23 protein-coding genes are annotated in these 24,369 nt (G+C 67.5%); 13 read left to right on the forward strand and 10 right to left on the reverse strand.

Going from position 1 to position 24,369, the window contains the following annotated elements; all coding sequences use genetic code 11:
• Positions 1 to 99: 99 nt before the first annotated feature.
• The 3 genes from EDC64_RS22305 to EDC64_RS22315 all read right to left on the reverse strand — a co-directional run bounded on the left by EDC64_RS22305 (position 100) and on the right by EDC64_RS22315 (position 2,566).
• Complete coding sequence (locus EDC64_RS22305; RefSeq protein WP_132035881.1) at positions 100 to 867, reverse strand: HXXEE domain-containing protein; 768 nt, start codon at positions 865 to 867, stop codon at positions 100 to 102.
• Between the two features lie 83 nt (positions 868 to 950).
• The gene (locus EDC64_RS22310; RefSeq protein WP_245504844.1) at positions 951 to 1,637 is read right to left on the reverse strand and encodes a GntR family transcriptional regulator; all 687 of its coding nucleotides are present in this window, start codon (positions 1,635 to 1,637) and stop codon (positions 951 to 953) included.
• A 53-nt stretch (positions 1,638 to 1,690) separates the two neighbouring features.
• Positions 1,691 to 2,566, reverse strand: a complete 876-nt coding sequence (locus tag EDC64_RS22315) for a polysaccharide deacetylase family protein (protein ID WP_132035887.1) — start codon at positions 2,564 to 2,566, stop codon at positions 1,691 to 1,693.
• Between the two features lie 164 nt (positions 2,567 to 2,730).
• Here EDC64_RS22315 and EDC64_RS22320 point away from each other — a divergent pair, with 164 nt between their 5' ends.
• Positions 2,731 to 3,570, forward strand: coding sequence for a fumarylacetoacetate hydrolase family protein (locus EDC64_RS22320; RefSeq protein WP_132035890.1), 840 nt, complete (start codon positions 2,731 to 2,733; stop codon positions 3,568 to 3,570).
• A 3-nt stretch (positions 3,571 to 3,573) separates the two neighbouring features.
• The gene (locus EDC64_RS22325; RefSeq protein WP_132035893.1) at positions 3,574 to 4,731 is read left to right on the forward strand and encodes an enolase C-terminal domain-like protein; all 1,158 of its coding nucleotides are present in this window, start codon (positions 3,574 to 3,576) and stop codon (positions 4,729 to 4,731) included.
• Positions 4,732 to 4,738: 7 nt separating this feature from the next.
• Here EDC64_RS22325 and EDC64_RS22330 read toward each other — a convergent pair whose 3' ends face one another.
• Positions 4,739 to 6,064: an ABC transporter ATP-binding protein gene (locus tag EDC64_RS22330; protein ID WP_132035896.1), complete on the reverse strand. Its 1,326-nt coding sequence runs from the start codon at positions 6,062 to 6,064 to the stop codon at positions 4,739 to 4,741.
• Between the two features lie 11 nt (positions 6,065 to 6,075).
• Positions 6,076 to 7,818, reverse strand: a complete 1,743-nt coding sequence (locus EDC64_RS22335; protein WP_132035899.1) for an ABC transporter permease — start codon at positions 7,816 to 7,818, stop codon at positions 6,076 to 6,078.
• 170 nt (positions 7,819 to 7,988) lie between these two features.
• Here EDC64_RS22335 and aat point away from each other — a divergent pair, with 170 nt between their 5' ends.
• Complete coding sequence (gene aat / locus EDC64_RS22340) at positions 7,989 to 8,687, forward strand: leucyl/phenylalanyl-tRNA--protein transferase (RefSeq protein ID WP_132035902.1); 699 nt, start codon at positions 7,989 to 7,991, stop codon at positions 8,685 to 8,687.
• Here the strand turns inward: aat and EDC64_RS24130 are convergent.
• The 4 genes from EDC64_RS24130 to EDC64_RS22360 all read right to left on the reverse strand — a co-directional run bounded on the left by EDC64_RS24130 (position 8,597) and on the right by EDC64_RS22360 (position 11,971).
• Entirely contained in the window at positions 8,597 to 9,280 is a 684-nt protein-coding gene (locus EDC64_RS24130) for a DUF2155 domain-containing protein (protein ID WP_420808975.1), read from the reverse strand. The two genes, aat and EDC64_RS24130, sit on opposite strands and share 91 nt — an antisense overlap.
• 182 nt (positions 9,281 to 9,462) lie before the next feature.
• On the reverse strand, positions 9,463 to 9,873 hold the full coding sequence (locus tag EDC64_RS22350) for an NADH:ubiquinone oxidoreductase subunit NDUFA12 (protein WP_245504845.1): 411 nt from the start codon (positions 9,871 to 9,873) through the stop codon (positions 9,463 to 9,465).
• 84 nt (positions 9,874 to 9,957) lie between these two features.
• Positions 9,958 to 11,025 (reverse strand): calcium:cation antiporter, encoded by a 1,068-nt coding sequence (locus EDC64_RS22355; RefSeq protein WP_132035912.1) that lies wholly within the window; start codon positions 11,023 to 11,025, stop codon positions 9,958 to 9,960.
• 115 nt (positions 11,026 to 11,140) lie between these two features.
• Entirely contained in the window at positions 11,141 to 11,971 is an 831-nt protein-coding gene (locus tag EDC64_RS22360) for an IclR family transcriptional regulator (protein WP_132035915.1), read from the reverse strand.
• A gap of 190 nt (positions 11,972 to 12,161) precedes the next feature.
• On the opposite strand from EDC64_RS22360, the gene EDC64_RS22365 reads away from it, so the two are divergent.
• The 5 genes from EDC64_RS22365 (at position 12,162) to EDC64_RS22390 (ending at position 17,136) form a co-directional block, all read left to right on the forward strand.
• Positions 12,162 to 13,001 carry an ABC transporter permease gene (locus tag EDC64_RS22365; protein ID WP_132035918.1) on the forward strand — a complete coding sequence of 280 codons (840 nt, stop codon included), beginning with the start codon at positions 12,162 to 12,164 and terminating at the stop codon, positions 12,999 to 13,001.
• Between the two features lie 88 nt (positions 13,002 to 13,089).
• Entirely contained in the window at positions 13,090 to 13,905 is an 816-nt protein-coding gene (locus tag EDC64_RS22370; protein ID WP_132035921.1) for an ABC transporter ATP-binding protein, read from the forward strand.
• 31 nt (positions 13,906 to 13,936) lie between these two features.
• Positions 13,937 to 15,067, forward strand: coding sequence for a C45 family autoproteolytic acyltransferase/hydrolase (locus tag EDC64_RS22380; protein ID WP_165933862.1), 1,131 nt, complete (start codon positions 13,937 to 13,939; stop codon positions 15,065 to 15,067).
• Positions 15,068 to 15,071: 4 nt separating this feature from the next.
• A complete protein-coding gene (locus tag EDC64_RS22385) occupies positions 15,072 to 15,956 on the forward strand; it encodes a polysaccharide deacetylase family protein (protein WP_245504846.1) in 885 nt (294 codons plus the stop codon).
• A gap of 28 nt (positions 15,957 to 15,984) precedes the next feature.
• A complete protein-coding gene (locus tag EDC64_RS22390) occupies positions 15,985 to 17,136 on the forward strand; it encodes a Gfo/Idh/MocA family protein (RefSeq protein WP_132035930.1) in 1,152 nt (383 codons plus the stop codon).
• A gap of 73 nt (positions 17,137 to 17,209) precedes the next feature.
• Here EDC64_RS22390 and EDC64_RS22395 read toward each other — a convergent pair whose 3' ends face one another.
• Positions 17,210 to 18,253, reverse strand: coding sequence for a ketopantoate reductase family protein (locus tag EDC64_RS22395; RefSeq protein ID WP_165933863.1), 1,044 nt, complete (start codon positions 18,251 to 18,253; stop codon positions 17,210 to 17,212).
• Positions 18,254 to 18,368: 115 nt separating this feature from the next.
• On the opposite strand from EDC64_RS22395, the gene EDC64_RS22400 reads away from it, so the two are divergent.
• The 5 genes from EDC64_RS22400 (at position 18,369) to EDC64_RS22420 (ending at position 24,369) form a co-directional block, all read left to right on the forward strand.
• The gene (locus tag EDC64_RS22400) at positions 18,369 to 19,961 is read left to right on the forward strand and encodes a phytoene desaturase family protein (RefSeq protein WP_165933864.1); all 1,593 of its coding nucleotides are present in this window, start codon (positions 18,369 to 18,371) and stop codon (positions 19,959 to 19,961) included.
• Between the two features lie 75 nt (positions 19,962 to 20,036).
• Positions 20,037 to 21,092, forward strand: coding sequence for an ABC transporter substrate-binding protein (locus EDC64_RS22405; RefSeq protein WP_132035937.1), 1,056 nt, complete (start codon positions 20,037 to 20,039; stop codon positions 21,090 to 21,092).
• Positions 21,093 to 21,207: 115 nt separating this feature from the next.
• Positions 21,208 to 21,966: an SDR family oxidoreductase gene (locus EDC64_RS22410; RefSeq protein WP_132035939.1), complete on the forward strand. Its 759-nt coding sequence runs from the start codon at positions 21,208 to 21,210 to the stop codon at positions 21,964 to 21,966.
• 65 nt (positions 21,967 to 22,031) lie between these two features.
• The gene (locus EDC64_RS22415; RefSeq protein ID WP_132035941.1) at positions 22,032 to 22,757 is read left to right on the forward strand and encodes a GntR family transcriptional regulator; all 726 of its coding nucleotides are present in this window, start codon (positions 22,032 to 22,034) and stop codon (positions 22,755 to 22,757) included.
• A gap of 67 nt (positions 22,758 to 22,824) precedes the next feature.
• Positions 22,825 to 24,369: an acetolactate synthase large subunit gene (locus tag EDC64_RS22420; protein ID WP_132035943.1), complete on the forward strand. Its 1,545-nt coding sequence runs from the start codon at positions 22,825 to 22,827 to the stop codon at positions 24,367 to 24,369.

Here is a 24,369-nt window from a genome sequence, read left to right on the forward strand (position 1 = left end):
GACGTCGAAGATTACCCCTGGCATGCCTCGCCGGCGTGCCGACCGCTCCCGCATCCCTCCCCCCGCCGGGAAACCGGCGGGGCTGGAGGCGCTGGCGCCTCACGGCCCGGTCGAGGAGGCCCCCTGCCCCGCCGCTTTCGGCGCTCTGCGGGCCTTGGGGGCGGCCGGCGGCGGGGCGGCGCGCGGCAAAACGAGGAGCATGAGGCCGGCCGGGACGACGGCATTGAGGACCTGGATCGCCGCCAGCACTGCATCGCCATAGCCGAAGCGCAGATAGAGCAGCAGCGATCCCATCAGCACGCCATGCACCGCGATCCCGGCGAGTGGCACCAGAAGCACCGCCCGCACGCCGGCCTTGTAGCGCCGCACGGCGACGGCGAGCGCCCAGAGCGAGAGCGGCAGAAACAAAAGGAGCGCGGTCGCGAGCCCGGGATTGTAGCGCTGCGCGGTGACGGCCGGGCTGAGATGGGCGAACAGATTGACCAGCGGGATGGCGAAGAAACTCAACCCTATCAGCGGCTTGCGCGGCGCCAGGAGGGCCGCGATCAGGGCCGAGCCCCACACCGAGCCGACATTGACCGCGGTGATGAAGGACAGCGGCACCGGGCAGGAGACGGCGTCGCGAAAGCCGATCTCGGCGCACAGGAAGCCGCGAAAGGCATAGGGCCGGCCGAACAGGTCGATCCCGTGCTCCTCGAACTGATGCAGCAGATAAGCCGCGATCCCGGCCCAGGTCAGCCAGGTCATGTCCTGCCAGCGCGCGACGCGCCGGTCGGTCTGCAGGCCGTCCCCGCTTGCGAGCAGGATCAGCAGCAGACCGGCGGCGCCGAGGCCGATCCAGGGCCAGGTGATTGCGAACAGCGGCATGTCGCGCAGCTTAAGGCGAGAAGGTTTCGGAACCGGAAACCACCGCTCCCGAACAGATCGCGGCGGCGCGGCGGGCCGCCCGCTCAGCGCGGCGGCGAACCGGCCGGCACCGCGGCGCGCACCAATTCCATCGTCGTGGTGAAATGCAGCGCCAGCGCCGCCTCGGCCGCCGCCGCGTCGCGGGCGAGCGCCGCCTCGACGATCGCGGCATGCTCGGCATTCACGTCGCGGTCGCTGCCGCCCACCGCGCGGGCCAAGGCGCGGTAGCGCTCCGACTGCTCGAACAATGCCTTGCGGAAGCGCATCAGCCAGCCGAGGCCGCAGGCCGAGACCAGGGCCTCGTGAAAGGCGAAATGCAGATCGGCCCAGCCGCCGTCATGCGGCGCGGTCTGGCGGGCCAGGGCATAGGGGACTTGGCGCAACGCGTCCCAGCTCTCGCGCACCGCCCGCTCCCACCCGGCATCGCCGCGCGCGATCGACCGGCGCAGCGCCAGCGCCTCGATCTCGATGCGGGTCGAGGTCAGGTCCAGCAGGTCCGCGAGGTCGAGCGGGCTGACGCGGAAGCCGCGCTGGTCCTCGCTCAGCACGAAGCCGTCCGCGACCAGGCGCGAGAGCGCCTCGCGCACCGCCGAGAGGCTGACGTCGAAGCGCTTGGCGAGCGCCGCCACCGGCAGCTTTTCGCCCGGCGCGAGGCGGCAGGTGAGGATGTCCGAGCGCAAGGCGGCATGCACCGCCGAGGTCAGCGAGCGCACCGGCGCACCGGGAGCCACGCCCCCCGGAACCGATATCGTCTCGCCCCCCGGCCTGCGCATGCCGGCGGCCCTCACAGGCCGAGGCTGGCGCGGGTGTGCGCCGCGATCTCGCCGCGGGTCGCGACATAGACGTCGTCGCGGCCGGCGACGCGCTGGGCGATCGCCTCATAGGCCCAGGCCCCACCCGGCCGGCCGTAGCAATGCGCATGCGCCGTCACGTCGATCATCACCGCCCCGTCGTCCACCTTCAGGGTATGGGACAGGAAATCGTCGAACAAGGCCAGGAATTGCGCCGGCGTGCGGCCGAACCGCATGGCGTGCGGCAGATCGTTGATCTCCATGTTGAACGGCACCGCGACGATGTCGCCGTTCTCGAAGGTCTGGAGATAGGGCGCGTCGGTGTCGAGGACGTCGCCCTGCCAGGCATAGCCCTCGTCCACCAGGACCCGCATCGTATCGAGCCCGGCAGTGCCCCGCGGGCTCATCCAGCCGCGCGGCCGGGTGCCGGTGATCGCCGCCAAAGCCTGCGTGGTGCGCACGACATTGTCGCGGTTCTCCGCCTCGGTGAGGCCGGCGGGGATGATGTCCTGGGCGTAGGAATGGGCGACGATCTCGTGTCCCGCGCCGAAGATCGCGCGCACCTGCTCGGGATTGCGCTCGGCGAACACGCCACTCACCATGGCGCTCGCGGTGAGCTTGTTGCGGTCGAGGATGCGCAGCAACCGTTCGATCCCGGCCACCGCGCCATAGCTGCCCCAGGACAGCGCATTGGCATCGAACGTGCCGGGCGGGAGCGGATTGCCCATCGGCCCGATGCCCGGCGCCTTGCCGTCCGACCAGGCCTCGTAAGCAAGGTTGAACACCACCGCGACGTGCCGGCCGCCCGGCCAGCGGAAATCGCGGCCCGGCTTGGTGATGCGGGGGAAAGACGAGGCGGCGTCGGTCATGGCGGGTCTCCCTTGGTGCCGCGTCCCTCACCATGTTCCGACGGGACCGTCAACTGAAAATCGATTTACCTTTTCCGCCCCGCTCCGCTCGTCGCTCCGCCTGGACACTCCGGTTCAAACCCATTATCACCGCGCCAATATCGATTTTCCGGCAGGAGTGGCGCATGCGGCTGATGATGGTGAAGACCCCCGAAGGGGATGCCCTGGGCGTGGTCGAGGGCGACGGCGTCGCCATCCTGCCGGGCCGGACCCTGCGCGAAGTCTGCGGCGGCGGCGAGGCCGCGCTGAAGGCGGTGGCCGCGGCGGCCGCGGCGGCGCCGAAGGTGCCGCGCGCCTCGGTCAAGGCCGCCCAGCCGGTCCTCAATCCCGGCAAGTTCATCTGCATCGGCCTCAACTTCACCGACCATGCCAAGGAAGGCGGCAATCCGATCCCGGACTATCCCGCTCTGTTCCTGCGCGTGCCCTCCTCGCTGATCGCCGACGGCGAGCCCATGGTGTGCCCCAAGGCCTCGCCGACCTTCGACTATGAGGCGGAGCTGACCATCGTGATCGGCAAAGGCGGCCGGCACATCCCCGAGGACAAGGCGCTCGAGGCCGTGTTCGGCTATACCATTTTCAACGATGGCAGCGTCCGCGCCTATCAGCGCAAGTCGACCCAATGGACCGCCGGCAAGAATTTCGACGCCACCGGCCCGATCGGCCCCGAAGTCGTCACCTGCGACGAACTGCCGGACGGCGCCCACGGTCTCGCGGTGCGTTCGATCCTGAACGGCAAGGTCATGCAGGACGGCAACACCTCCGACTTCATCTTCTCGGTCGCCAAGGTGGTGTCCACCCTGTCCGAGATCATGACCCTTGAGCCCGGCGACATGATCGCCACCGGCACCCCGGCCGGCGTCGGCTATCCCCGCAAGCCGCCCGTCTTCATGAAAGCGGGCGACGAGATCGTCATCGAGATCGAGGGGATCGGCCGCCTCACCAACCCGATCGTCGACGAGGCCTGACCGATGCGGGTGGTGGAGATCCGGGAGAAGGCGGTCAAGCTGCAAAGCCGGCTGCGCAACGCCGCCTTCTCGTTCGACGAGATGACCACCTCCCTGGTCGCGGTGGTGACCGACGTCGTGCGTAACGGCCGGCCGGTCGTCGGCTACGCCTTCAACTCCACCGGCCGCTATGCCTGCGGCGCGCAGATGCGCGACCGCTTCGTCCCGCGCCTGATGCGCGCGGAGGCGCTGACGCTCGACCCCGCCGCCTTCGATCCGGACCTCTGGCTGACCGCCATGATGTTCGGCGAAAAGCCCGGCGGCGACATGGAGCGTTCGGTCGCCATCGGCACCATCGAGCATGCGCTGTGGGACGCGGTCGGCAAGATCGCGGACGTGCCGGTCTACCGGCTGATCGCCGACCGCTATCGCGGCGGCGACGCCCAGACGCGGGTGTTCTGCTATGTCGGCGGCGGCTGGTACGCGCCGGGCAAGACGGTCGCCGATCTGCTCGAGGAAGTCCGCCGCTATCTCGGCATGGGCTATACCCTCATCAAGGTGAAGGTGGGCGGCCTGCCGCTCGCCGAGGACCTGGCGCGGCTGGAGGCGGTGATCAGCCTGCTCGGCGATCCCGCGCGGCTCGCCGTCGACGCCAATTGCGGCATTCCGCCCGCGCTGCGGCCGGCTTATGCGCAGGCGCTGAAGCCGCTCGGTCTGCGCTGGTTCGAGGAGCCGGCGCATCCCGCCGACTTCGCCGGAAATGCCGATTTCATCGCCGCCTACGGCAATCCCGTCGCCACCGGGGAGAACCTGTTCGCGCTCGAGGACGTGCGCAATCTGGTGCGCCACGGCGGCATGCGGCCCGGCATCGACATCATCCAGAGCGACATTCCCCAGTCCTACGGAATCGGCACCGCGGCGCGGGTGCTCGCCATGCTGGCCGAGCACGGCTTTACGCCCGCCTCGGTCTTGCCGCACGGCGGCAACCAGATGTCGTTCAACCAGAGTGCCGGCTTCGGCCTCGGCATGTGCGAGGCCTATCCCGACGCCTTCGGGGTATTCTCCGGCTATTGCGACGACGTGCGCGTCGAGGACGGCTACATCACGGCGGGCGACTGGCCCGGCATGGGCTTCGAACGCCAGGCCGAGCTGTTCCGCCTGTTCCAGAGCGTCCTGGACTGAGCCCGGCTCAGTCCTCGGTCTCCAGGCTGAACTGCCGGACCTGCTCGTCATAGATGAAGGTCTCGCCGTAGCGGCCCCAATTGGTGACGGCACGCAGGCAGTCGCGCGCGAAGTCCTCCGACATATGGTCTTCCAGCTCGTCGGCGAAGCGCGACCAGGGCGCCCGGTGGCTCGGCCGCTCGTCCAGCACCCGCCGGATATGGGCGGCGAGCGGGATATGCGCGAGAAGGTGCTCGGCGAACAGAGCCTTGCGCGGCTCGACCTCCGCCGCGACGAACCGCCTGCCGGCCTCGGTGAGCGTGATGTCGCCCCCGGCGACGTCCGCGAACCGCAGCATATGCAGCGCCTCGGCGATCGGGAACAACGAGTCGGCCGGCATGTGCAGGCTCTCGGCCAGCGCCGGCAGATCCGCCTTGCCGCTATAGGGCGGATCGGCCAGTTCCTCCATCAGGCCTGCGAGGACGTTGGTGGAGATCGGCGGCAGATAAGTGGTGAGCGTGATGTCGGCGTGCGGGGCCGCGGCGCCGTGGAGCGGCGCACCAGGACCCTCGCGATTGGTCATGCGGGCATAGATCTCTTCCACCAGATCGCGGAATTCCGGCGCCTGCCGGTCACGCGGATGCGGCAGCGCGATCGGCATCTCGAAGGCGACCCGGCCGGGATTGGAGGAGAAGATCAGGACGCGGTCGCACATCAGCACCGCCTCCTCGATATTGTGGGTGACGATCAGGATCGACTTGATCGGCAGCGCGCCGTCGGTCCACAGATCGATGATATCGGTGCGCAGCGTTTCGGCGGTGAGCACGTCGAGCGCCGAGAAGGGCTCGTCCATCAGCATCAGCCGGGGATGCACGACGAGGGCCCGCGCGAAGCCGACGCGCTGGCGCATGCCGCCCGACAATTCCTTGGGATAGGCGCTCTCAAAGCCGCCGAGGCCGATCAGGTCGATCGCCTCCTCGGCGCGGCGGCGCCGCTCTGCGGCGGCAATGCCCAGCGCTTCCAGCCCGATCTCGACATTCTGGCGCACCGTGAGCCACGGGAAGAGGGCGAAGGTCTGGAATACCATCGCGATCCCCTCGCTGGGACCGCTGACCTTCTCGCCATACCAGGTGACATCGCCGGCGAAGGGCGGCGTCAGGCCGGAAATGATGCGCAGGAGGGACGATTTTCCGGATCCGGACCGCCCGAGCAGGCCGACGATCTCGCCCTCCTTGATGGCGAGGGAGACGTCGTCCAGCACCAGGATGCGATTGTTCTCGCTCTTCCGAAAAGACTGGACCACATGGGACACCGACAGCATCGGCGTGCCGGAGGACTGGGTGGTGTCGAGCATGATCGGTGTCCTCAGTCGAGACGCAGCCGGCGCGCGGCGAAATTGAACATTGGCCGCCAGAGGGTGCGGTTGAAGGCGATGACATAGAGCGACATCACCGCGATGCCGAGCGTGATGCGGGGATAGTCGCCCGCCGTCGTGGCGTCGGCGATATAGGCGCCGAGGCCCTCGGCGCGCAGCGTGGTATCGCCCCAGCTCGCCACCTCGGCGACGATCGAGGCGTTCCACGATCCGCCCGAGGCGGTGAGCGCGCCGGTGACGTAATAGGGAAAGACCCCCGGCAGGATCACCTTGGTCCACCAGTGCCAGCCGCGGATATGGAAGGAGGCCGCCGCCTCCCGCATGTCGGTTGGGAACGCGCTCGCGCCAGCGATCACGTTGAACAGGATGTACCATTGGGTGCCGAGCACCATCAGCGGCGACAGCCAGATATTGGGATCGAGGCCGAAATACACGATCGCCACGACCGCGAACGGGAAGATGATATTGGCGGGAAAGGCGGCGAGAAACTGGGCGAGCGGCTGCACCGCCGTCGCCACTTTGGGCCGCAGGCCGATCCAGACGCCGATCGGCACCCAGATCAGCGAGGCGATGAAGATCAGCACGGCGACCCGCAGCAATGTGAGAAAGCCGAGCCAGAGAACGTGAAACACCTCGGAGAGCCCGACCTCGGTGGCAACGAAGCGCACGATCAGCCACACGCTGTAGAGCGCGGCGGCGGCGATCAGAACCGACCAGATCCGATCCATCGCGCGGCTCGACCAGGCGACGCCGACCGGGCGTGGCACCGCGACCGGCAGCGCCAGCGGCATGCGCGCGGCGCCGCGCAGCGCGCGGCCGAAGGGGGCGATGACGAACTGGAACAGATGCGCGCGCTTGATCAGATCGAGCACCCAGGAGCGCGGCGGCGGCCCGCCGACCGAGGTCTCGAACCGAAACTTCTCGGCCCAGGCGACGAGCGGGCGGAACAGGAGCTGGTCGTAGATCAGGATCACCACCAGCATGGCCACCACCGACCAGCCGACGGCGACGAGGTCCTTCTGGTCGATCGCGGTCGCGACATAGGCGCCGATGCCCGGCAGGGTGATGGTGGTCGAGCCGACCGTGATCGCCTCGGAGGCGACGACGAAGAACCAGCCGCCCGACATCGACATCATGGTGTTCCACACCAGGCCCGGCATGGAGAACGGCACTTCCAGCCGCCAGAAGCGCTGCCACCCGGTCAGGCGGAAGCTGCTCGACACCTCTTCGAGGTCGCGCGGCAGGGTCTTCAGCGATTGGTAGAAGCTGAAGGTCATGTTCCAGGCCTGGCTGGTGAAGATCGCGAACACCGCCGCGAATTCCACCCCCAGGACCTGGCCCGGGAACAGCCCCATGAAGAACACGACGGTAAAGGACAGGAAGCCCAGGACCGGCACCGACTGGAGAATGTCGAGGATCGGGATCAGCACCATTTCCGCGCGGCGGCTCTTGGCCGCGATGGCGCCATAGAGGAAGGTGAAGATCAAAGAGGCGATGATCGCCGCGAGCATGCGGGCGGTGGTGCGCAGGGCATATTCGGGCAGAGCGGAGGGATCGAGCGTGATCGGCGTCCTGTCGAGGTCGGAAATCGGGACCAGGGCCTCCTGCGTGCTCTGGGTGAACAAAGCGAGCAAGCCGAACACGACGGCGAAGGCGAACAGATCGAAGGGGGTGAAGAAACGGGACCGGACCGGGGCGGGACCATTGCCGACGGCTGCAGGCTGAAACAGCATGGGAACGTCCACCCGGAATGTGGAAGATTGATCACGTCTGCTTGAGGCCAGTACAGCGCGTCCATGACAAATACGCTACGCACTCTGCGCACATCGCCCTGCGACCTCCGCGCGCGCCGCCATCCCGCGCGACGCGGGCTTCAGGTCGCGCGAACCCGGGCGGCCGGCGCATGAGCGGTCCCCGCGACGCGGTGGTCGACATCACCCCCGACGTCCTGCTGAAGGCCTATGCCTGCGGCATCTTCCCCATGGCGGAAAGCGCCGAAGACCCGGGGCTCTATTGGATCGAGCCCGAGCGGCGCGGGATCTTCCCGCTGGACGGGCTGCGGATCTCCTCCCGCCTCGCCCGCACCGTGCGGTCCGACCGATTCGAAGTGCGCATCGACAGCGACTTCGACGGCGTGATCGACGGCTGCGCCGCCTCCCAGCCCGGCCGGGCGAAGACCTGGATCAATGCGCGGATCCGCACCCTCTATGGCCAATTGTTCACGCGCGGCCGGTGTCACACGGTCGAGGTCTGGCGCGAGGGTCGGCTGGTCGGGGGGCTCTACGGCGTGCGGCTCGGCGCGGCCTTCTTCGGCGAGAGCATGTTCCACGTCGAGCGCGACGCCTCGAAAGTCGCGCTGGTGCATCTCGTGGCGCGATTGAGGGCCGGCGGCTTCCGCCTGCTCGACACCCAGTTCGTCACCCCGCACCTCGAAAGCCTCGGCGCCGTCGAGGTCAGCCGGCGGCACTATCACCGCCTGCTCGACGCCGCGCTGGCGACCGAGGGCGACTTTTATTGCTGGCCGGCAGATTTGGCCGTGGCGGGCGGGGCCGCCTTGCAGGTGGTCAGCCAGACGTCGAAAATCGGATGCTCGACGCCGTGAAGCCCGGGGCTTGAGGCGAACATCCAGCCGGTGAAGATGCGCTTGGCCTCGCCCTTCAGGGTGATCTCGTTGACCTCGGTGAAGCTGGTCGTGTTGGTCGGTTCGGTCGGCGGCCGGGTATAGCAGGCGCGCGGTGTAACCTGGAGCGCCCCGAACTGCACCGTCTCGCCGATCTTCACCTCGAACGAGGTGATGCGGCCGGTGATCTTGTCGAGCCCGGCATAGACCGCGGTGGGATTGGGGATCTTTTCGGCCGGCGGCTGGACCACGACCATGTCGCCCTCATCGGTCCCGGTCGGTGGAGAAGCGGTGCCGGCCGCGGGCGGGACCACGGCGGGCGCCGGGCCGGGAAATGCGTCCCGCGCTCCCGGACGCGGCGAACCGGGAGGCGGCAATTGCCGCGCCGAACCCGGCGTCTGGGGCGCCGGAGGCAGCGGTCCGGAAGGCGGAACCGCGGGCGTGGTCGACATTCCCGCCGGCGGAGCGAGCGGCGCCGACTGAATGGTGTATTGCGCGCGCGCCGCCCCCGCGGCGTCGGCCATCAACAGGACCAAGACGGCGGCCGGAACGAAGGCGGGACGGAATTTCTTCATGGAAAAGCGAACCTGACACATGATGCCGCGGACCTGGGCGGGGCCGCCGCCTGCACCCGGTAGACACGCGCAATGCGGCCAAGCAAGGGCAATCCGGGAGGTTGTCGTGCGCGGCGACAGCCCGGGACCCGGAGTCCCGCGGCGGCAGGCGGACCCGCGCGATGGGAGCCGAGGCCCGCCCCCTACTCGCCGGGCGTCCAGGCCTTGTAGTCGCCCGTGACCACCGGGCGGGCGCGGCCGGTCATGACGGCGCCCTTGGGGCGGTAGGCCGCCGGGGATCCGGTAAAGTTGCGGCGGTGCGGCTTCTGCCAAGGGCGCGGGACGTAGGTCATCTCTGTCGGCGGAACGTCCGTGCGGTGATGCATCCAGCCGTACCAGCCCGGCGGGATCGTGCTCGCCTCGGCATAGCCGTTATAGAGCACCCAGCGCCGCTCGAAGCCGAGCGTGGGGTCCACCGCCCCGTTGCGGGTGCGGTAATAGCGGTTCCCGAATTCGTCCTCGCCCACCAGTTCGCCATAGCGGCGCGTCCAGAGCAGGGTGCCGGGGGTCGCCTTCTGCCACCAGGCAAAGATGTAAAGCAGCAGATCTTTCACGGGACCTCGCCTCGCTCGCTTTGGGCGGACCATGCCACCGTGCCCGCCTCCTGTCCATCGCCGCCACTGGCGCGGATCGCCGCGTCAGGGGGAAAACAGCGTCATGACGTAAACCAGAAACAGCACGAGGTGAACGAGGCCCGTCAAGGCATTGGTCTTGCCGGTGCCGAAGGAGACGACGGACAGGACCAAAGCGAGCAGAAGCTGGATGCGGTCCTCCGGATCGAGCGAGAGCTGGACCTCCTGGCCGATCAGATAGCCGATCGCCACCATGACCGGCATGGTGAGGCCGATCGTGGCGAGGCCCGAGCCGAGGGCGGTGTTGAGGGCCTGCTGGAGCTGGTTGCGCCGCGCCGCGCGAAGCGCGGTGAGGGTCTCCGGCAGAAGCAGCATCGCGACCACCACCGCGCCGATCACCGCGTCGGGATCGGCGAGATGGCCGAGGGACACCAGATGCTCGACCCCGGCGGCGACCCGGTCCGACAACAGGACGACGCCCGCGAGGCTGATCAGAAGGAAGACGATGGAAATCAGCGTCGCGCGCCGGCTCGGCGGCGCATGCAGCGATTCGCCCCCCTCCAGATAATGCGCCTTGTAGCGGACCGTCTGCATGAACAGGAACGAGCCGTAGAGCAGCACCACGGCGACCATGATGACGAACACGTCGATCTTGAGCGGCGCGCCGACAAGGCCGCCCCGTGTCACCTCCGGGAGGACCAGAGCGAGCACGGAAATGGCGATGATCACCGAGAGATAGCCGGAAACGCCCTGCTGGCGGATCTCCTGCTCGTAATGCCGCAGCGCCCCCATCAGCAGACAGAGGCCGACCACCCCCGTGAGCACGAACATCACGGTCGACAGGACCGCTTCGCGTGCGAGGGTCGGGTTGCCCGTGCTGTTGAGCATCAGGGACATCAGGACCGACACTTCGATCAAGGTGACGGAGAAGGTGAGGACGAGGGTGCCGTAAGGCTGTCCGAGCCGCGCCGAGATGCGCTCGGCATGCTGGACAGCGGAAAAGGCGGCACCGAGCAGAAGCAGCGTCGCGACGCCAGCGCCCAGATCGTCGAGCGGCACATGCAGCGCCCGCCCGAGAACCGCGCCGAGAACCGCCGCGATCGGCAGGAAATAGGCGTAGCGCGCCATCGTCATGTGCCGCCTTCACGCTGAGTGTCCCCGCCCTTTGGCAGAGGACGGCCGGTGCGGCAACAGGAAGCTTACGGCGGCGCGGCCCGACCCGCCGGCTGCGGGATCGGGCGGGCACGGCTTAGAATGGCGCGATGGCGCCGCTCAAGGCTCCGGCCGCCTCGGCCGCGAGCGGCGAGAAACGCTTCGCGAAGCTCTCCGGGCTCCATTCCGAAAGACTGCCGGCGATGTGGACCGCAGCCACCGGGCGCGCCCGGTGATCGAGAACCGCGCACGCCACGGCGACTTCGCCGATCAGGCTCTCGTCGTGCACCAGCGAGAAGCCCTCACGGCGCGCGCGCTGCACCTCCTCGCGAATCGCATCGGGGTCGGTCAGGGTCTTCGGCGTCAGCGCGATCAGATCGGACCGCCGCAGGATGCTGTCCACCTCGCCGTCCGAAAGCCGCGCCATGATCGCCCGCCCGCCCGAGGAGCAGAAGGTCGGAATCCGCCGCCCGACCAGCGTCGCGTAAAAGGTCTGCCGCTTGCTCTGCCTGCGGATGGCGTAGCAGATCGTGAGATCGTCGAAGATCGAAAGGTCGACCCGTTCGTGCGAGCCCAGCTGGAGTTCGTTGAGCACCGGGGTCGCGCGCTCGATGAGCGGCCAGCTGCGCAGGAAGTCGAAGGCGCGGTCGAGCACTTTGGTGCCGAGGCAGAAGCCCCGCCCGTCGAGCCCCTTCCGGAGATAGCCGAGCTGGAGCAGCGTATAGGCCATGCGCTGGACCGTGCTCTTGTCGAGCCCTGCGAGGTCCGCGATCTCCTGCAGGCTCATTGCGCCGGGATGACTGGAAAACGCTTCCAGGACGGCGATTCCCTTGCCCAGGGAATTTACGAACTGCCTCTGATCGATCGCCGGACTATCCTCGTCCGGCTGCTCCGGAAGGGTCGCGAGGGAGTTGACAAACCCGCCCAAGGAGCGTTCCTTTCTCTCGACAATAAAAACGATCGTATTGTAATTCAATACGCAAATATCAGATGGGGATCATTATGGCAAGCGGAGCGGCGCGCGAGGAGCGAACCCTCGCCCTCATCTTTCCCCCGCCCGGACGGCGGACCGGCCGGCGGGCCGGTGATGTGATGCGACACTACGGGGACAGCACGCGATGACTGACATCCAAAGCACGGACACCGTCCTGGCCGCGCCGGAGCGCAACGGACGCGGGATCACCTTGCGCGCGGTCGTCGAACGGGCCGGCCCCTTCCTCCTGACCGCGTTCCTGATCGGTTTCTGGGAATTCGCGGTCCGCTTCTTCGAGGTGCCGTCCTTCCTGCTGCCGGCGCCCTCCCAGATCGTCATGCTGATGTACAATGAGTGGTCGCTGCTGCAGATGCACGCGATCGCCACCATTACCAGCATGGTCTCGGGCTATCTCTGCGCGGTGTTCTTCGCGCTGACCATTTCCGCCTTGATGATCCGCTTCCCGTTGATGGAGCGGTGCGTCATGCCGATCTTCGTGGCGCTCCAGAGCGTGCCGAAGATCGCCATCGCGCCCTTGATTCTGGTGTGGGTCGGCGCGGGCTTCCACTCGAAGCTCCTCGTCGTCACCGCGATCGCGTTCTTCCCGATCATCATCAACACCATGACCGGCTTCAAGCAGGTCGATCGCGGGCTGCGCGACGTGTTCACGTCGGTGGCGGCGACGGAACGGCAGATCTTCTTCCAGCTCCGCCTGCCCTATGCCATGCCCTACATCTTTGCCGGCCTGCGCATCGCCACCACCCTCGCGGTGCTCGGCGCCATCGTCGCGGAATATCTCGCCGCCTCGAACGGCCTCGGATACCTCGTCCTGTCGGGCAGCTTCAACTTCAACACCGCCCGCTCTTTCGCCGCGATCATCGCTCTCGCCGTGATCGGGACCAGCTTCTTCGGCCTGATGACTTTCATCGAGAGCCGCCTGTCCTGGAAGCGCCACGCCTCGAGCGATGAAACGACGCGCGTTTGAGCGTGCGTCCGGCAATGAAGACAAACGTGCGGATTCAATGGCCGGGGTCGACCCCCGGCTGGATCCGGGTCCAGCATCGGAGGGATCCATGGCTTTGATCGAGGCGGACGCGGCGACGGCGAGCGAGACGAATTCGGGAATCGGCATTTCCAACGTCACGGTGGTCTATGGCGGCGACGGCGGCGTCACGGCGCTGAAGAACATCAATCTCCAGGTGAAGGAAGGCGAGTTCGTCTCGCTCGTCGGCGCCTCGGGCTGCGGCAAGAGCACCCTTCTGAAGGTGGTCGCGGACCTGATGCCGCCGACCGGCGGGCAGGTTACGGTCAACGGCCTCGCCCCGTCCGCTTTGCGCAAAGCGGGCCGGCTCGGGCTGGTGTTCCAGCAGGCCAATCTGATGCCGTGGCTCAACATCCGCGGCAATATCGGCCTGCTGAAATCCCTCGTCGCGGGCCACGGCGGAACGGTGTCCAAGACCGGTGCCTCGGTCGACCAATTGATCGACGTCGTCGGCCTGACGGGCTTCGGCGAGAAGTTCCCGCACCAATTGTCCGGCGGCATGCAGCAGCGCGCCGCGCTGGCGCGGGCGCTGGCGCTCGACCCGGCGGTGCTCTTGATGGACGAGCCGTTCGCCGCGCTGGACGAAATCACCCGCGACCGCATGGCGTTCGAGTTGATGCGGGTCTGGCAGCAATACCGCAAGACGGTGCTGTTCGTGACCCACAGCCTCAGCGAAGCCGTGATGCTGTCCGATCGCGTCGTGCTCATGAGCCCCCGCCCCGGCCGCATCCACCGCATCTTCGACATCGATCTACCGCGCCCGCGGACACCGGAGACCCGGCTGACCGAGGGCTTTTCCAAGCTGGTCCTGGAGCTCAACCGCGAGCTCTATGAGGTCATGACCTGACGCGCCCGCCACCGAAAAGAGACTCCCCGCCATGCTGACCGTTCCCTCCCTGACGGTCGGCGATGATCCGCGCGAGCGCGGGCGCCTGCACGGCGCGCGCTTCGCCGACGATATCGCCGCGAACCTCGAGACCTATCTGCGGCGCTTCGAGGCCTCCGGGCTCGATCGGGACACCGCATTTCTCGAAGGCACCCGCTGGTTCGCCTCGATCCGGCGCCAGAACGAGGACTATGCGGAGGAGATGCGCGGCATCTCCGAAGCCTCCGGGCATGGCGATGCGGCGATCGCCCTGCTCAATGCCCGGTACGAACTCGCCTTCACCCTGTTCGGCAAGGACGCCCAGCGCAACGAGGCGCTGCGCAAGGAATTGCTGACCGTCGGCCCCGACGGCTGCACGACCTTCGGGCTCCTGCCGGAGACCACCGCCGACGGCCATACCTGGCTGGGCCAGAACTGGGACTGGCTCGAGGGCGTGCATAAGCGCAACCTCGTTCTGCGGGTCCGCCGGCGCGACAAGCCGAGCTTTGTCTGCTTCACCGAAGCGGGCATCGTCGGCGGCAAGATGGGGGTCAACGAAGCCGGCATCGGCCTGGTCGAGAACGGCCTCGCCTCGTCCCATGACGGCGTCAATCCCTATGAGAAGCCGTTCCACATGCGCTGCCGCGAAGTCATGGACGCGCGCCGCTTCGACGATGCCCTGCGCCCAATCGTCGACAGCCGCCGCACCTGTTCGGCGAACTTCATGATCGGCGACGCCGCAGGCGAGATCATCGACATCGAAAGCAGCCCGAACCATCTCTCCTATCTCCATCCGGAGACCGGCATGGTCAGTCACTCCAATCATTTCGTCGGGACCGGGCACGGCGAATCCCAGATGGAGAAGATCGCGCCGAACACGCTCTACCGGGCCTCGCGGATCCGCCGGCTGCTGGCGCGCACCGCGGGCGCCATCACGTTCGAGGACATGCGGACCGCGGCGCAGGACCATTTCGGCTATCCCAATTCGATCTGCCGCCATCCCGACGAAAGCCAGCCGCGCGCCAAACGCACCATGACGACGGGCGCGGTGCTGATCGATCTCGACAGCCGGACGATGCACGTCGCCAACGGGCCGCCCTGCACCTATCCCTATGTGCCGTTCACCGTCGACGGGGAGGAATAACAAGATGCATCCGGATATCCCGATCCCGCCCAAGCCGATCGTCGAGCGACCGTTCTCGCGCATGGACGAGCCGTTCCCCTGGCCGAACGGCGCGCGCTGTGCGGTCATGCTGACCTTCGACTTCGACGCCGAGACGCTGTGGTTCTCGCGCGATCCGGACAATGCCCGCAAGCCGGGCATCCTCAGCCAGGGCATCTATGGCGGGCGGGTCGGCGTCCATAAGGTGCTCGATTTGATGAAGGAGGAAGGCACGCCCGCCACCTTCTTCACCCCGGGCTGGACCATCGAACGCTATCCCCAGGCGATCGAGCGCATTCTCGCCGAAGGCCACGAGCTCGGCCATCACGGCTATCTCCACGAATGGGTCGATCCCGATTTCCCCGAGCAGGAAGAGGAGGCGATGGACAAGGGCCTCGCCTCGATGATGAAGATCGCCGGCATCAAGCCGAAGGGCTTCCGCTCGCCGGCCGGGGAATCCAGTCCGAATATGATCCGGCTGCTGACGGAAAAAGGCTTCCTCTACGATTCCACCCTGATGGACGGCATCGTTCCCTATCGCCACGAATTGGCGGACGGGCGGCCCGGCGTGGTGGAGATCCCCTGGCATTGGTCGATCGACGACGCGCCCCAGGCCCTGTTCTCGGTCCGCAATGCGCGCCCGATCATGACCAACAGCCATATTCTGGAAGTCTGGCTCGAAGAATTTCACGAAATCTACCGCTGGGGCGGGCTGGTCGACGTGGTGATGCACCCGCAGATTTCCGGGCGGCCCTCGCGCATCGCTTTGCTGCGCCGGTTCATCGCCGAAGTGCGTCGCCTGCCGGGCGTCTGGTTCGCCACCGGCACCGAAGTCGCCGAGGCCTATGTGGCCGCGGAAGCCACGCTCTGATCCGTCCCTTCCAATCCCGAGGACCCTCATGGCCGAGCGCCTGATCCGGATCGCCATGAACGGCGTGACCGGCCGGCTGGGACAAAACCAGCATCTCGTCAATTCCATCCTCGCCATCCGCCGCGAAGGCGGACTGCCGCTCGCCAATGGCGACCGGCTGATGCCCGAGCCGATCCTGGTCGGGCGCAACGCCGACAAGCTCGCCCGCCTCGCCGCCGCCCACGGGGTCGCCGATTGGTCGACCGACATGGCCGCGGTGCTCGCCGATCCCGAGGTCGAGATCTATTTCGACGTCGCGGCGACTGCCGGCCGGCGCGAGCGGGCGCTCGCCGCGATCGCCGCCGGCAAGCACATCTATCTGGAGAAGCCGATCGCCGACACGCTGGAGGATGCGCTCGCCATCGCCCGCGCAGCGGCGGGCGCCGGCCTATGCAATGCCGTGGTGCAGGACAAGGTGTTCCTGCCGGGCTTCCAGAAGCTGCGCAAACTGAAGCGGGCCGGCTTCTTCGGCCGCGTCCTCTCGGTGAAGCTCGATTTCGGCTGGTGGATCTTCGATGGCGAGATGCATCCCGCCCAGCGCTCGTCCTGGAACTACAGGAAGGCGGAAGGCGGGGGTCTCATCCTCGATATGTTCCCTCACTGGCGCTACATGATCGACGGCCTCGTCGCGCCCGTCACGGCGGTGAGCTGCCGCCATGCCACCGTCACCCCGACACGCCGCGACGAGGCGGGGCAGCCTTATGCCGTCGACGTCGAGGACGAGGTCGCCGCGACCTTCGAGCTGGAGGGCGGCGCCTTCGCGCAGGTGACTTCCTCCTGGGCGACGCGGGTGCGCAAGGACGACATGCTCACCCTCCAGGTAGACGGCGAGAAGGGCTCGGCGCTCGCCACCCTCCACCGCTGCTTCATCCAGCCCGACGTCGCGACCCCCAAGCCGGCGTGGAACGTTCAGACCCGGGTGGACCACGATTTCCAGGCGGACTGGCAGGAAGTGCCGGACGTCGATCCCTTCAAGAACAGCTATCGCTGCGGCTGGGAACTGTTCCTGAAGCACGTGGTCGAAGGCGCACCCTTCCCCTCCCCTCTGATCGAAGGCGCCAAGGGGCTCCAACTCGTCGACGCGTGCTACCGCTCAAACCGCGAGCGGCGCTGGGTCGATCTTCCGGCGCTGGCTCTGTAGCACCCGGAAGGAATGGGCGCCGGGAACCATCCCGGCGTCGGGTTCGCGCGCATCGGCCGGCTTGCGCCGGCCGCTATCGGGCGGCGGAAAGCAGGCGCTCCATCGTCGCCGGCTCCGGCGACAGGCGCCCGGCGGACAGGTCGTCCATCAAGGCGAGCATGGTCCGCGTCACGGGGACCGAAATGCCCTGCCGCTGCGCCAAAGCCAGCATCGGCTCGAACTGGACCGGCAGTTCCGGCGCATGGCCCTGGATGATCTGGGTGTAATAGCCGCTGTGCTGCTTGGCGGACCCCTTCAACCGGGCCAGCACCGCATCGACGCAGGCTTGCTGGCGCAACGGATCGTCCGAGCCGAGATCGTTCGGCGCGAACCAGGGGGCGTCCTGCGCGGGATGGCCGCTCGCCCGCGCCACGTCGGTGACCTCCCGGGCGATCGCCACCGCGATCGGGCGCAACCGCGGGTCCGACAGGAACTTAGCCGTCAGGCCATCGTCCATGGCTGCGGCACCCAGCAGCGCGCCATAGGCCATCTTCGTCCAGACGACGCCGAGAATATCGTCGGAGACATGGATGTCCGGGTCGAAATCGCGGAAAACCGCGAGCACCGGATCGAGCGGCGGGCCGCGCTCCGGATCGAGCGCGCCCAAGGTGAGGCTCGCCCGCGCCCCGTAGGTGACATCCCCGGGCCCGTTGAAGTCCGCCGGTAGAAAGAAGGACGCGGCGATGGTGCGGCCGATGCCGGCATGGCGCGCCACGTCCAATGCGCCGAGCCCGTTCTGGCAGGAGACGACGGTGCCGTCTGGCGCCAGATGGGGCAGCAGCTCCGTCATCGCCGCATCGGTCTGGGGCAGCCGCACCGCGAGGAGGATCAGGGGGAAGATTCCATCCACCGCTTCCGGCCGCACCGCCGGCGCGCCGATCTGAATCTGCACCACGGGACCGCCGATTTTGAGCTGCCCGGCACGGATCGCCGCGAGATGGGCGTCGTTGACATCGACGAACAGCACCTGGCGCCCGGCCCGCACGAAATGCGCGCCGAGGGTCGCGCCGATCGCACCCGCGCCCCAGACGAGGACGGGAGCGCCGGCCCAGGGCCGGCCGTGTTCGTTTTCAGTCATCACGCACCTCTGACAGCGATGGCGCCGGCCTGCAAACACGCGGGTTGACCGGCGAGGGAAAGATATCAAATATATGATATCGGATCTGCAGGAACGTCCAGGGGGCCGGGAACTCATGACGAGCTATGACGGAGTGATCATCGGCGCGGGCCACAACAGCCTGGTAATGGCGGCCTATCTGACGCGCGCCGGCCTGAAGATCGCGGTTCTGGAACGCAACGACCGGGTCGGCGGCGGCTGCACCACGGAGGAGCCGGCTTTGCCGGGCTACCGGTTCAACATCCATTCCAATTTCTACATGGGCTTCCGCCACGCCCCCTTCATGCGGGACCTCGAACTCTATCGCTACGGCTTCTCTTTCGTCGAGCCGCTGGTCCAGCAGGGCACCACCTTTTCCGACGGCACCTGCATCGTGCTCCATCAGGATCTGGAGGCGAGTTGCGCCGCCATCGCGCGCTTCTCGAAGCGGGATGCCGACACGTTCCGGGAACTGTCGCTGCGCTACGATCAGGAGATGCGCCCGCTTCTCACCTCGCTGCGCTACAATGCCCCGCTGCCGCCGGACGTCCTGCGCGATCGGTTGTCCGGTCCCCAGGGCAAGGAATTCCTCTCCCACGGCCGGTTCGACCTGTTCGGCGTCATCCGCCATTATTTCGAGCATGAGCGGGTGCGCACCATGTTCGCGGCGCTGATGCATGTCGGCACCATCGAGAACGCGCCCGGCGCGGGCGCCCTCTTCCCCGGCAGCATGGCTGCGGTGCGCGCCTATACTTTGCCCGTGGGCGGCTCCGCCTCCTTCACGCGCGCGTTGGAGCGGGTTCTGGAGGCCGGCGGCAGCCGCGTCATCTGCAATGCCGACGTGCGCGAGATCGTGGTCGAGAACGGCCGGGCGACCGGCGTGCGGCTGGACACGGGCGAGACCGTCCGGGCCACACGCTTCGTCGCTTCGGGCATCGACGCGCCGACCACGATGCGCATCTCCGGGGAAGAGCATTATTCCCAGAGCGTGCGGGACAAGCTGAAGAACTGGTACTGGGGCAATCATTCCTCGGTGACGCTCCACCTCGCATTGAAGCGGCCGCCGACCTACCGCTCGGCCGCCTACGACCCGGAGATCGGCAAGGCGTTCAACATCTTCTTCGGCATGGACAGCCTCGACGACATCGAAGCCTCGTTTCATGACTGCGAGACCGGGCGCTTCCCCAGCATCCTGATGGGCAACGGCGCCTGCAACAGCGCGGTCGATCCGCTTTACGCGCCGGCCGAAGGGCACGTCGCCTTCTGGTGGCCGTTCGCGCCTTACAGCGTCGATGGCAGCCCGTCCAATTGGGATGACCGCGCGGAGGACTATGCCGCCCGCCTGCTGGAGCATTGGCGCGCCCATTCCGACAATCTCGACGGCGACAACATCCGCGCCAGCCATCTCGCGACGCCGCTCGACTATGAGCGGCTGAACGTCAACATGGTGCAGGGCGCCGCGCGCATGGGGGCCTGGGTGCCGAGCCAGCTCGGCTACAACCGCCCGCACCCGGAATTGTCGGGCACGCGGACGCCGATCGAGGGCCTCTATCTGTGCGGCTCCTCGACCACCGGCGCCGGCGGCGGGCTCAACGGAGCGCCCGGTTATATCGCCGCCAATGCGGTGAGCGACGATCTCGGACTTGTGCGAACCTGGACGCCGGTTCCGGCGCCGGAATGGACGCACTGACGGAGCGACAAGGCCGCACATAAGCGGTCCGCAACAACCAACCTTCTTTCCAGACGAGCACGATGGAGGGGTACAATGACGTGCAGCCGACGTTCGTGGATCTTGGGTCTCGGCTTGGCCGTGATGGGCGCCGTCGCGTCCATCGTGCCAGGTCACGCACAACCCGCGCAAAAACCGCTCGACAAGGTGATCCTGCGGATCAACTTCACCCCGTGGGGCATGCACGCCCCCTATTTCTACGGCCTTGCGAAGGGCTTCTATCGCGAGGAGGGGATCGACCTCGAAATCCGCCCCCCCTCGACGGGCCAGCAGAATGAAGGCTTCATCGCCTCCGGCCGGGAGCAGTTCGGCGTCACCAATGCCGACGCGTTCACCCGCGCCAAGGGCAGCGGCCTGCCGATCGTCGCGATCATGGCGGAACAGCCCGACACGCCGTTCTCGGTCGCGTCCCACAAAGCGGACAACATCACCGATCCGAGCCAGCTCAAGGGCAAGAAAATCTCCTGGTTCCACCAGAACGTGAAAAGCCTGATCCTGCCCTTGCTCAAGTCGGGCAATCTGACCCTCGACGATATCCAGTTCATCACCATCGCCCCGGGCACCGAGACGCAGATGCTCGCCGCCCGGCAGACCGACGTGATGTGGGCGATGATCCACGGCCAGCCGCTCACCATGGAAATGCGCGGCTTTCCGATGAACGTGATGGCGCTGAAGGATTACGGCGTGAAGTTCTACGGGGTGCTGATCTACACCAACGAGAACCTCATCAAGACAAATCCCGACCTCGTCCAGCGTTTCGTCAAGGCGACCACGCGCGCGATCATGGCGGCGATGGACGCCCCCGAGGCAGCGGTGGCGGAGGTGATCAAGGTTTCGCCCGACCGGAACCAGGACCTGGAGACGGTCAAGCTCAAGATCATCCAGAACCAGTTCTACAAGTCGCCGGACTTCGCCGAGCGCTTCGGCAAGATGAACGATGAAAAGTGGCAGTCCACCATCGATTATTTGAAGGAGGGGGGCGATCTTTCTCAGCCGATCAAGCCGTCCGACATGTACACCAACCAGTTCGTCGACGGGGCGAAAGAGACCGCCGACCTTGCGAAGAAGATCAAGGCATCCGGCAGCCAGTGAGCCGATAGCCCGCGCCTTCTCCCCCGAAGCCCGGCGCGTCCGCGCGCCGGGCTGCTCTTCGGCCCCTTTGAGCCGCCAATCCCCAACCTCCCGCCGCCCCCCGGAGTGAAAGAAAATGGCCATGCATGAAAGCCGCGTCGCGCTCGTGACGGGCGGCGCGGGATCGATCGGCCGTCGCATCTGCCGGCGTCTCGCCGAGGCCGGCGCCCATGTCGTCGTCGTCGACCAGTCGGACCGCGCCCGTGCCTATGCGGCGGAGCTGACCGCCGACGGACTGAAGGCGGAGGGCCTCGTCTGCGACGTCTCGGACGAAGCCGCCGTCGCCACGCTCGCGCAGGACGTGAAGGCGCGTCACGGCAAGGTCGACATATTGGTCAACAATGCCGGCATCGTTCTACGCAAAGAGGGGACCAAGGTCCCTGCCCTCGCCCTGAGCCTGGAAGATTGGAGCCGCGTGCTCGCGGTCAATCTCACCGGCGCCTTTCTGTTCGTGCGCGCCTTTGTGCCGGCGATGACGCAAGCGGGCTGGGGCCGCGTTATCAACATGTCCTCGATGGGGGGCCGCGTCGGCTCGCGCATCAACGGGATGCATTATTCCGCCTCGAAGGCCGGCCTCATCGGCATGTCGCGCACCCTCGCGCTGGAAGTCTCGCGCGCCGGCGTCACCGTGAACGTGATCGCCCCGGGCCGGATCCTCACCGACATGAACCAGGCGGAAGGGACCTCGGACCAGTTGATCGACACCTTCATTCCGGCGGGCCGCCTCGGCACGCCGGAGGAAGTCGCCGCCTGCGCCTTCTATCTCGCCTCCGACGAGGCGAGTTATGTCACGGGCGCAATACTCGACATCAATGGCGGCTGGTATATGCCTTGAAGACAGAATCGAAATCCGCTTTGCGCGGCGCCCGGGCGCTCCCGGCGACAAGAAGGACCATCCCGATGGCCCGGGCTCAGCCTGCCGACTTCCAGACCAAGACCCAGGTCGTCTTCGGCGAGCTGAAGCAGCGCATTCTGGAAGGCAGCCTCCAGCCGGGCACGCGCCTGCTGCTGAAGGCGGTGGCGGACGAATTCGGCTGCAGCGAGATCCCCGTCCGCGAGGCGTTCCGCTCGCTGGAGGCGCGGGGCTTCGTCGAATTGGTCCCGCACAGCGGCGCCTACGTGACCCAGCTCCGCGTCGAGGAGATCCTCGATTACACCCATATCCGGACCCTGCTCGAGCCGGAAGCCAACTTTCTCGCCGCACCCTTGCTCGACAAAGCGGCGATCAAGCTGCTGAAGACGATCAATACCGAGATGGCGGATCGCCGGCGGGCCAAGAGCGCGGCGCGCTATTCCGAACTCAACCGCACCTTCCACCGCACCATTCTCGGCTTCTGCCCGAACCAGAAGCTGGTCGCCAATATAGAGGATGTCTGGGATCGGGGCGAGCGCGGCTCGCAGGTGTTCAAACGCGGCCCCGCCTTCGTCGCCGAGGCGACGGCCCAGCACGATGCAATGATCCACCTGATCGAGCAGCGCGATTTCGAAGGATTTCGGACGCTCAGCCGCCAGCACGCCCAGTTCAATCTGGACGCCATCCGGGCGCTGATGGCGGAAGCCGCGGAGAGTGCCGCGGCGCAGGATGTCCCGGCAGCGACCGCCTCCGATCGGACCGGCTCGGTCTGAACAAACGATGCCGGGCGACGCCTCTCCGGCGCCTTCCTTCTCTCTCCTTCCTTCGGAGCCTTGCGTGATGAATGGTGCCGATCGCCTGTGCGATGCGCTTCTCGTGAATGGGGTCGATGTCTGCTTCGCCAATCCCGGCACGTCGGAGATGCATTTCGTCGCGGCCCTCGACCGCAAGCCGCAAATGCGCTGCGTGCTCGGCTTGTTCGAAGGCGTGGTGACCGGCGCCGCCGACGGCTATGCGCGCATGGCGGACAAGCCGGCGGCGACTCTGCTCCATCTCGGCCCCGGCCTCGCCAACGGGCTCGCCAACCTCCACAATGCCCGCCGCGCCCGCACCCCCATGATCAATGTGGTCGGCGATCATGCGAGCTACCATCTCGCCCTCGATGCGCCCCTGACCAGCGACATCGAGAGCCTGGCGCGGCCCATGTCGCACTGGGTCGGCCGCGCCGCCGGGCCGGACGATGTCGCGCCCGTCTGCGGCGCGGCTTATGCCGCCGCCATGTCGCACCCGGGCGTCTCGACCCTCATTTTGCCGGCGGATGCCGCATGGAGCGCGGCGCACGATACGCCCCTCGCCCCGACCCAGGTTCCGCAGCCCGCCCCGATTGCCGACACGGCGCTTGCAGCAGCAGTGGCCGCGCTGAAAAGCGGGCGCAAGGCCGCCCTGCTCCTCGCCGGCAAGGCGCTGCGTGTCGACGCGCTGGCGGCTGCGGGGCGGATAGCCGCCGCCACCGGCGTCACCCTGTTCTCGCAGGTCTCCGGCCGCAGCGAACGCGGCGCGGGACGGGTCTATGCGCGGCCGGTCCCCTATCCGATCGACATGGCGATCGCCACGCTCGCGGACCTCGAAGTGGTGGTTCTGGTCGGCGGGCGGGTGCCGGTCGGGTTCTTCGCCTATCCCGGCAAGCCCGGCGTGCTGCTCCCCGAGGGCTGCGAGGTGGTCGAGCTCGCCACGCATGCCAACGACCTGTCCGCGGCGCTGGAGGCCCTCGCCGAGGCGCTGGGCGCCAAGGCCCCGCCCGTCACCAGCGGCTGGACGGCGCGCGACCTCCCCGCTCCCACTGGCGCGCTGACGCCGGACGCCATCTCGATCGCGGTGGCGCGGGCCCTGCCCGAAGGCGCGATCCTGTGCGACGAAGCGCTGACCTCGGGCGGGCGCTATCCGATGCTCGCCCCCATTATGGCGCCGCACGACCATCTGCCGATCACCGGGGGCGCGATCGGCATCGGCATTCCCCTGTCCGCGGGTGCCGCCGTTGCCGCGCCCGGCCGAAAGGTGGTGAACCTCCAGGCCGACGGTTCCGGCATGTATACGGTGCAGGGGCTGTGGACCCAGGCGCGGGAAAACCTCGACGTCGTGACCATCGTGTTCTCGAACCGCGCTTACGCCATTCTCCAGGGCGAGATGCGCAATGTCGGCGTCAATACGTTCGGCCGCAACGCGAGCCGCATGCTGACGCTCTCGGATCCCGACCTCGACTGGGTGTCGCTGGCTCGGGGCATGGGCGTCGAGGCCGCCCGTGCCACGACGATCGAGGGATTCGCGGATCTGTTCGACGCCGCTCTGCGGCGCACCGGCCCGTTCCTGATCGAGGCTGTCCTTTAG

The sequence above is a fragment of the Aquabacter spiritensis genome (assembly GCF_004346185.1).
GTDB classification, from domain to species: Bacteria; Pseudomonadota; Alphaproteobacteria; order Rhizobiales; family Xanthobacteraceae; genus Aquabacter; species Aquabacter spiritensis.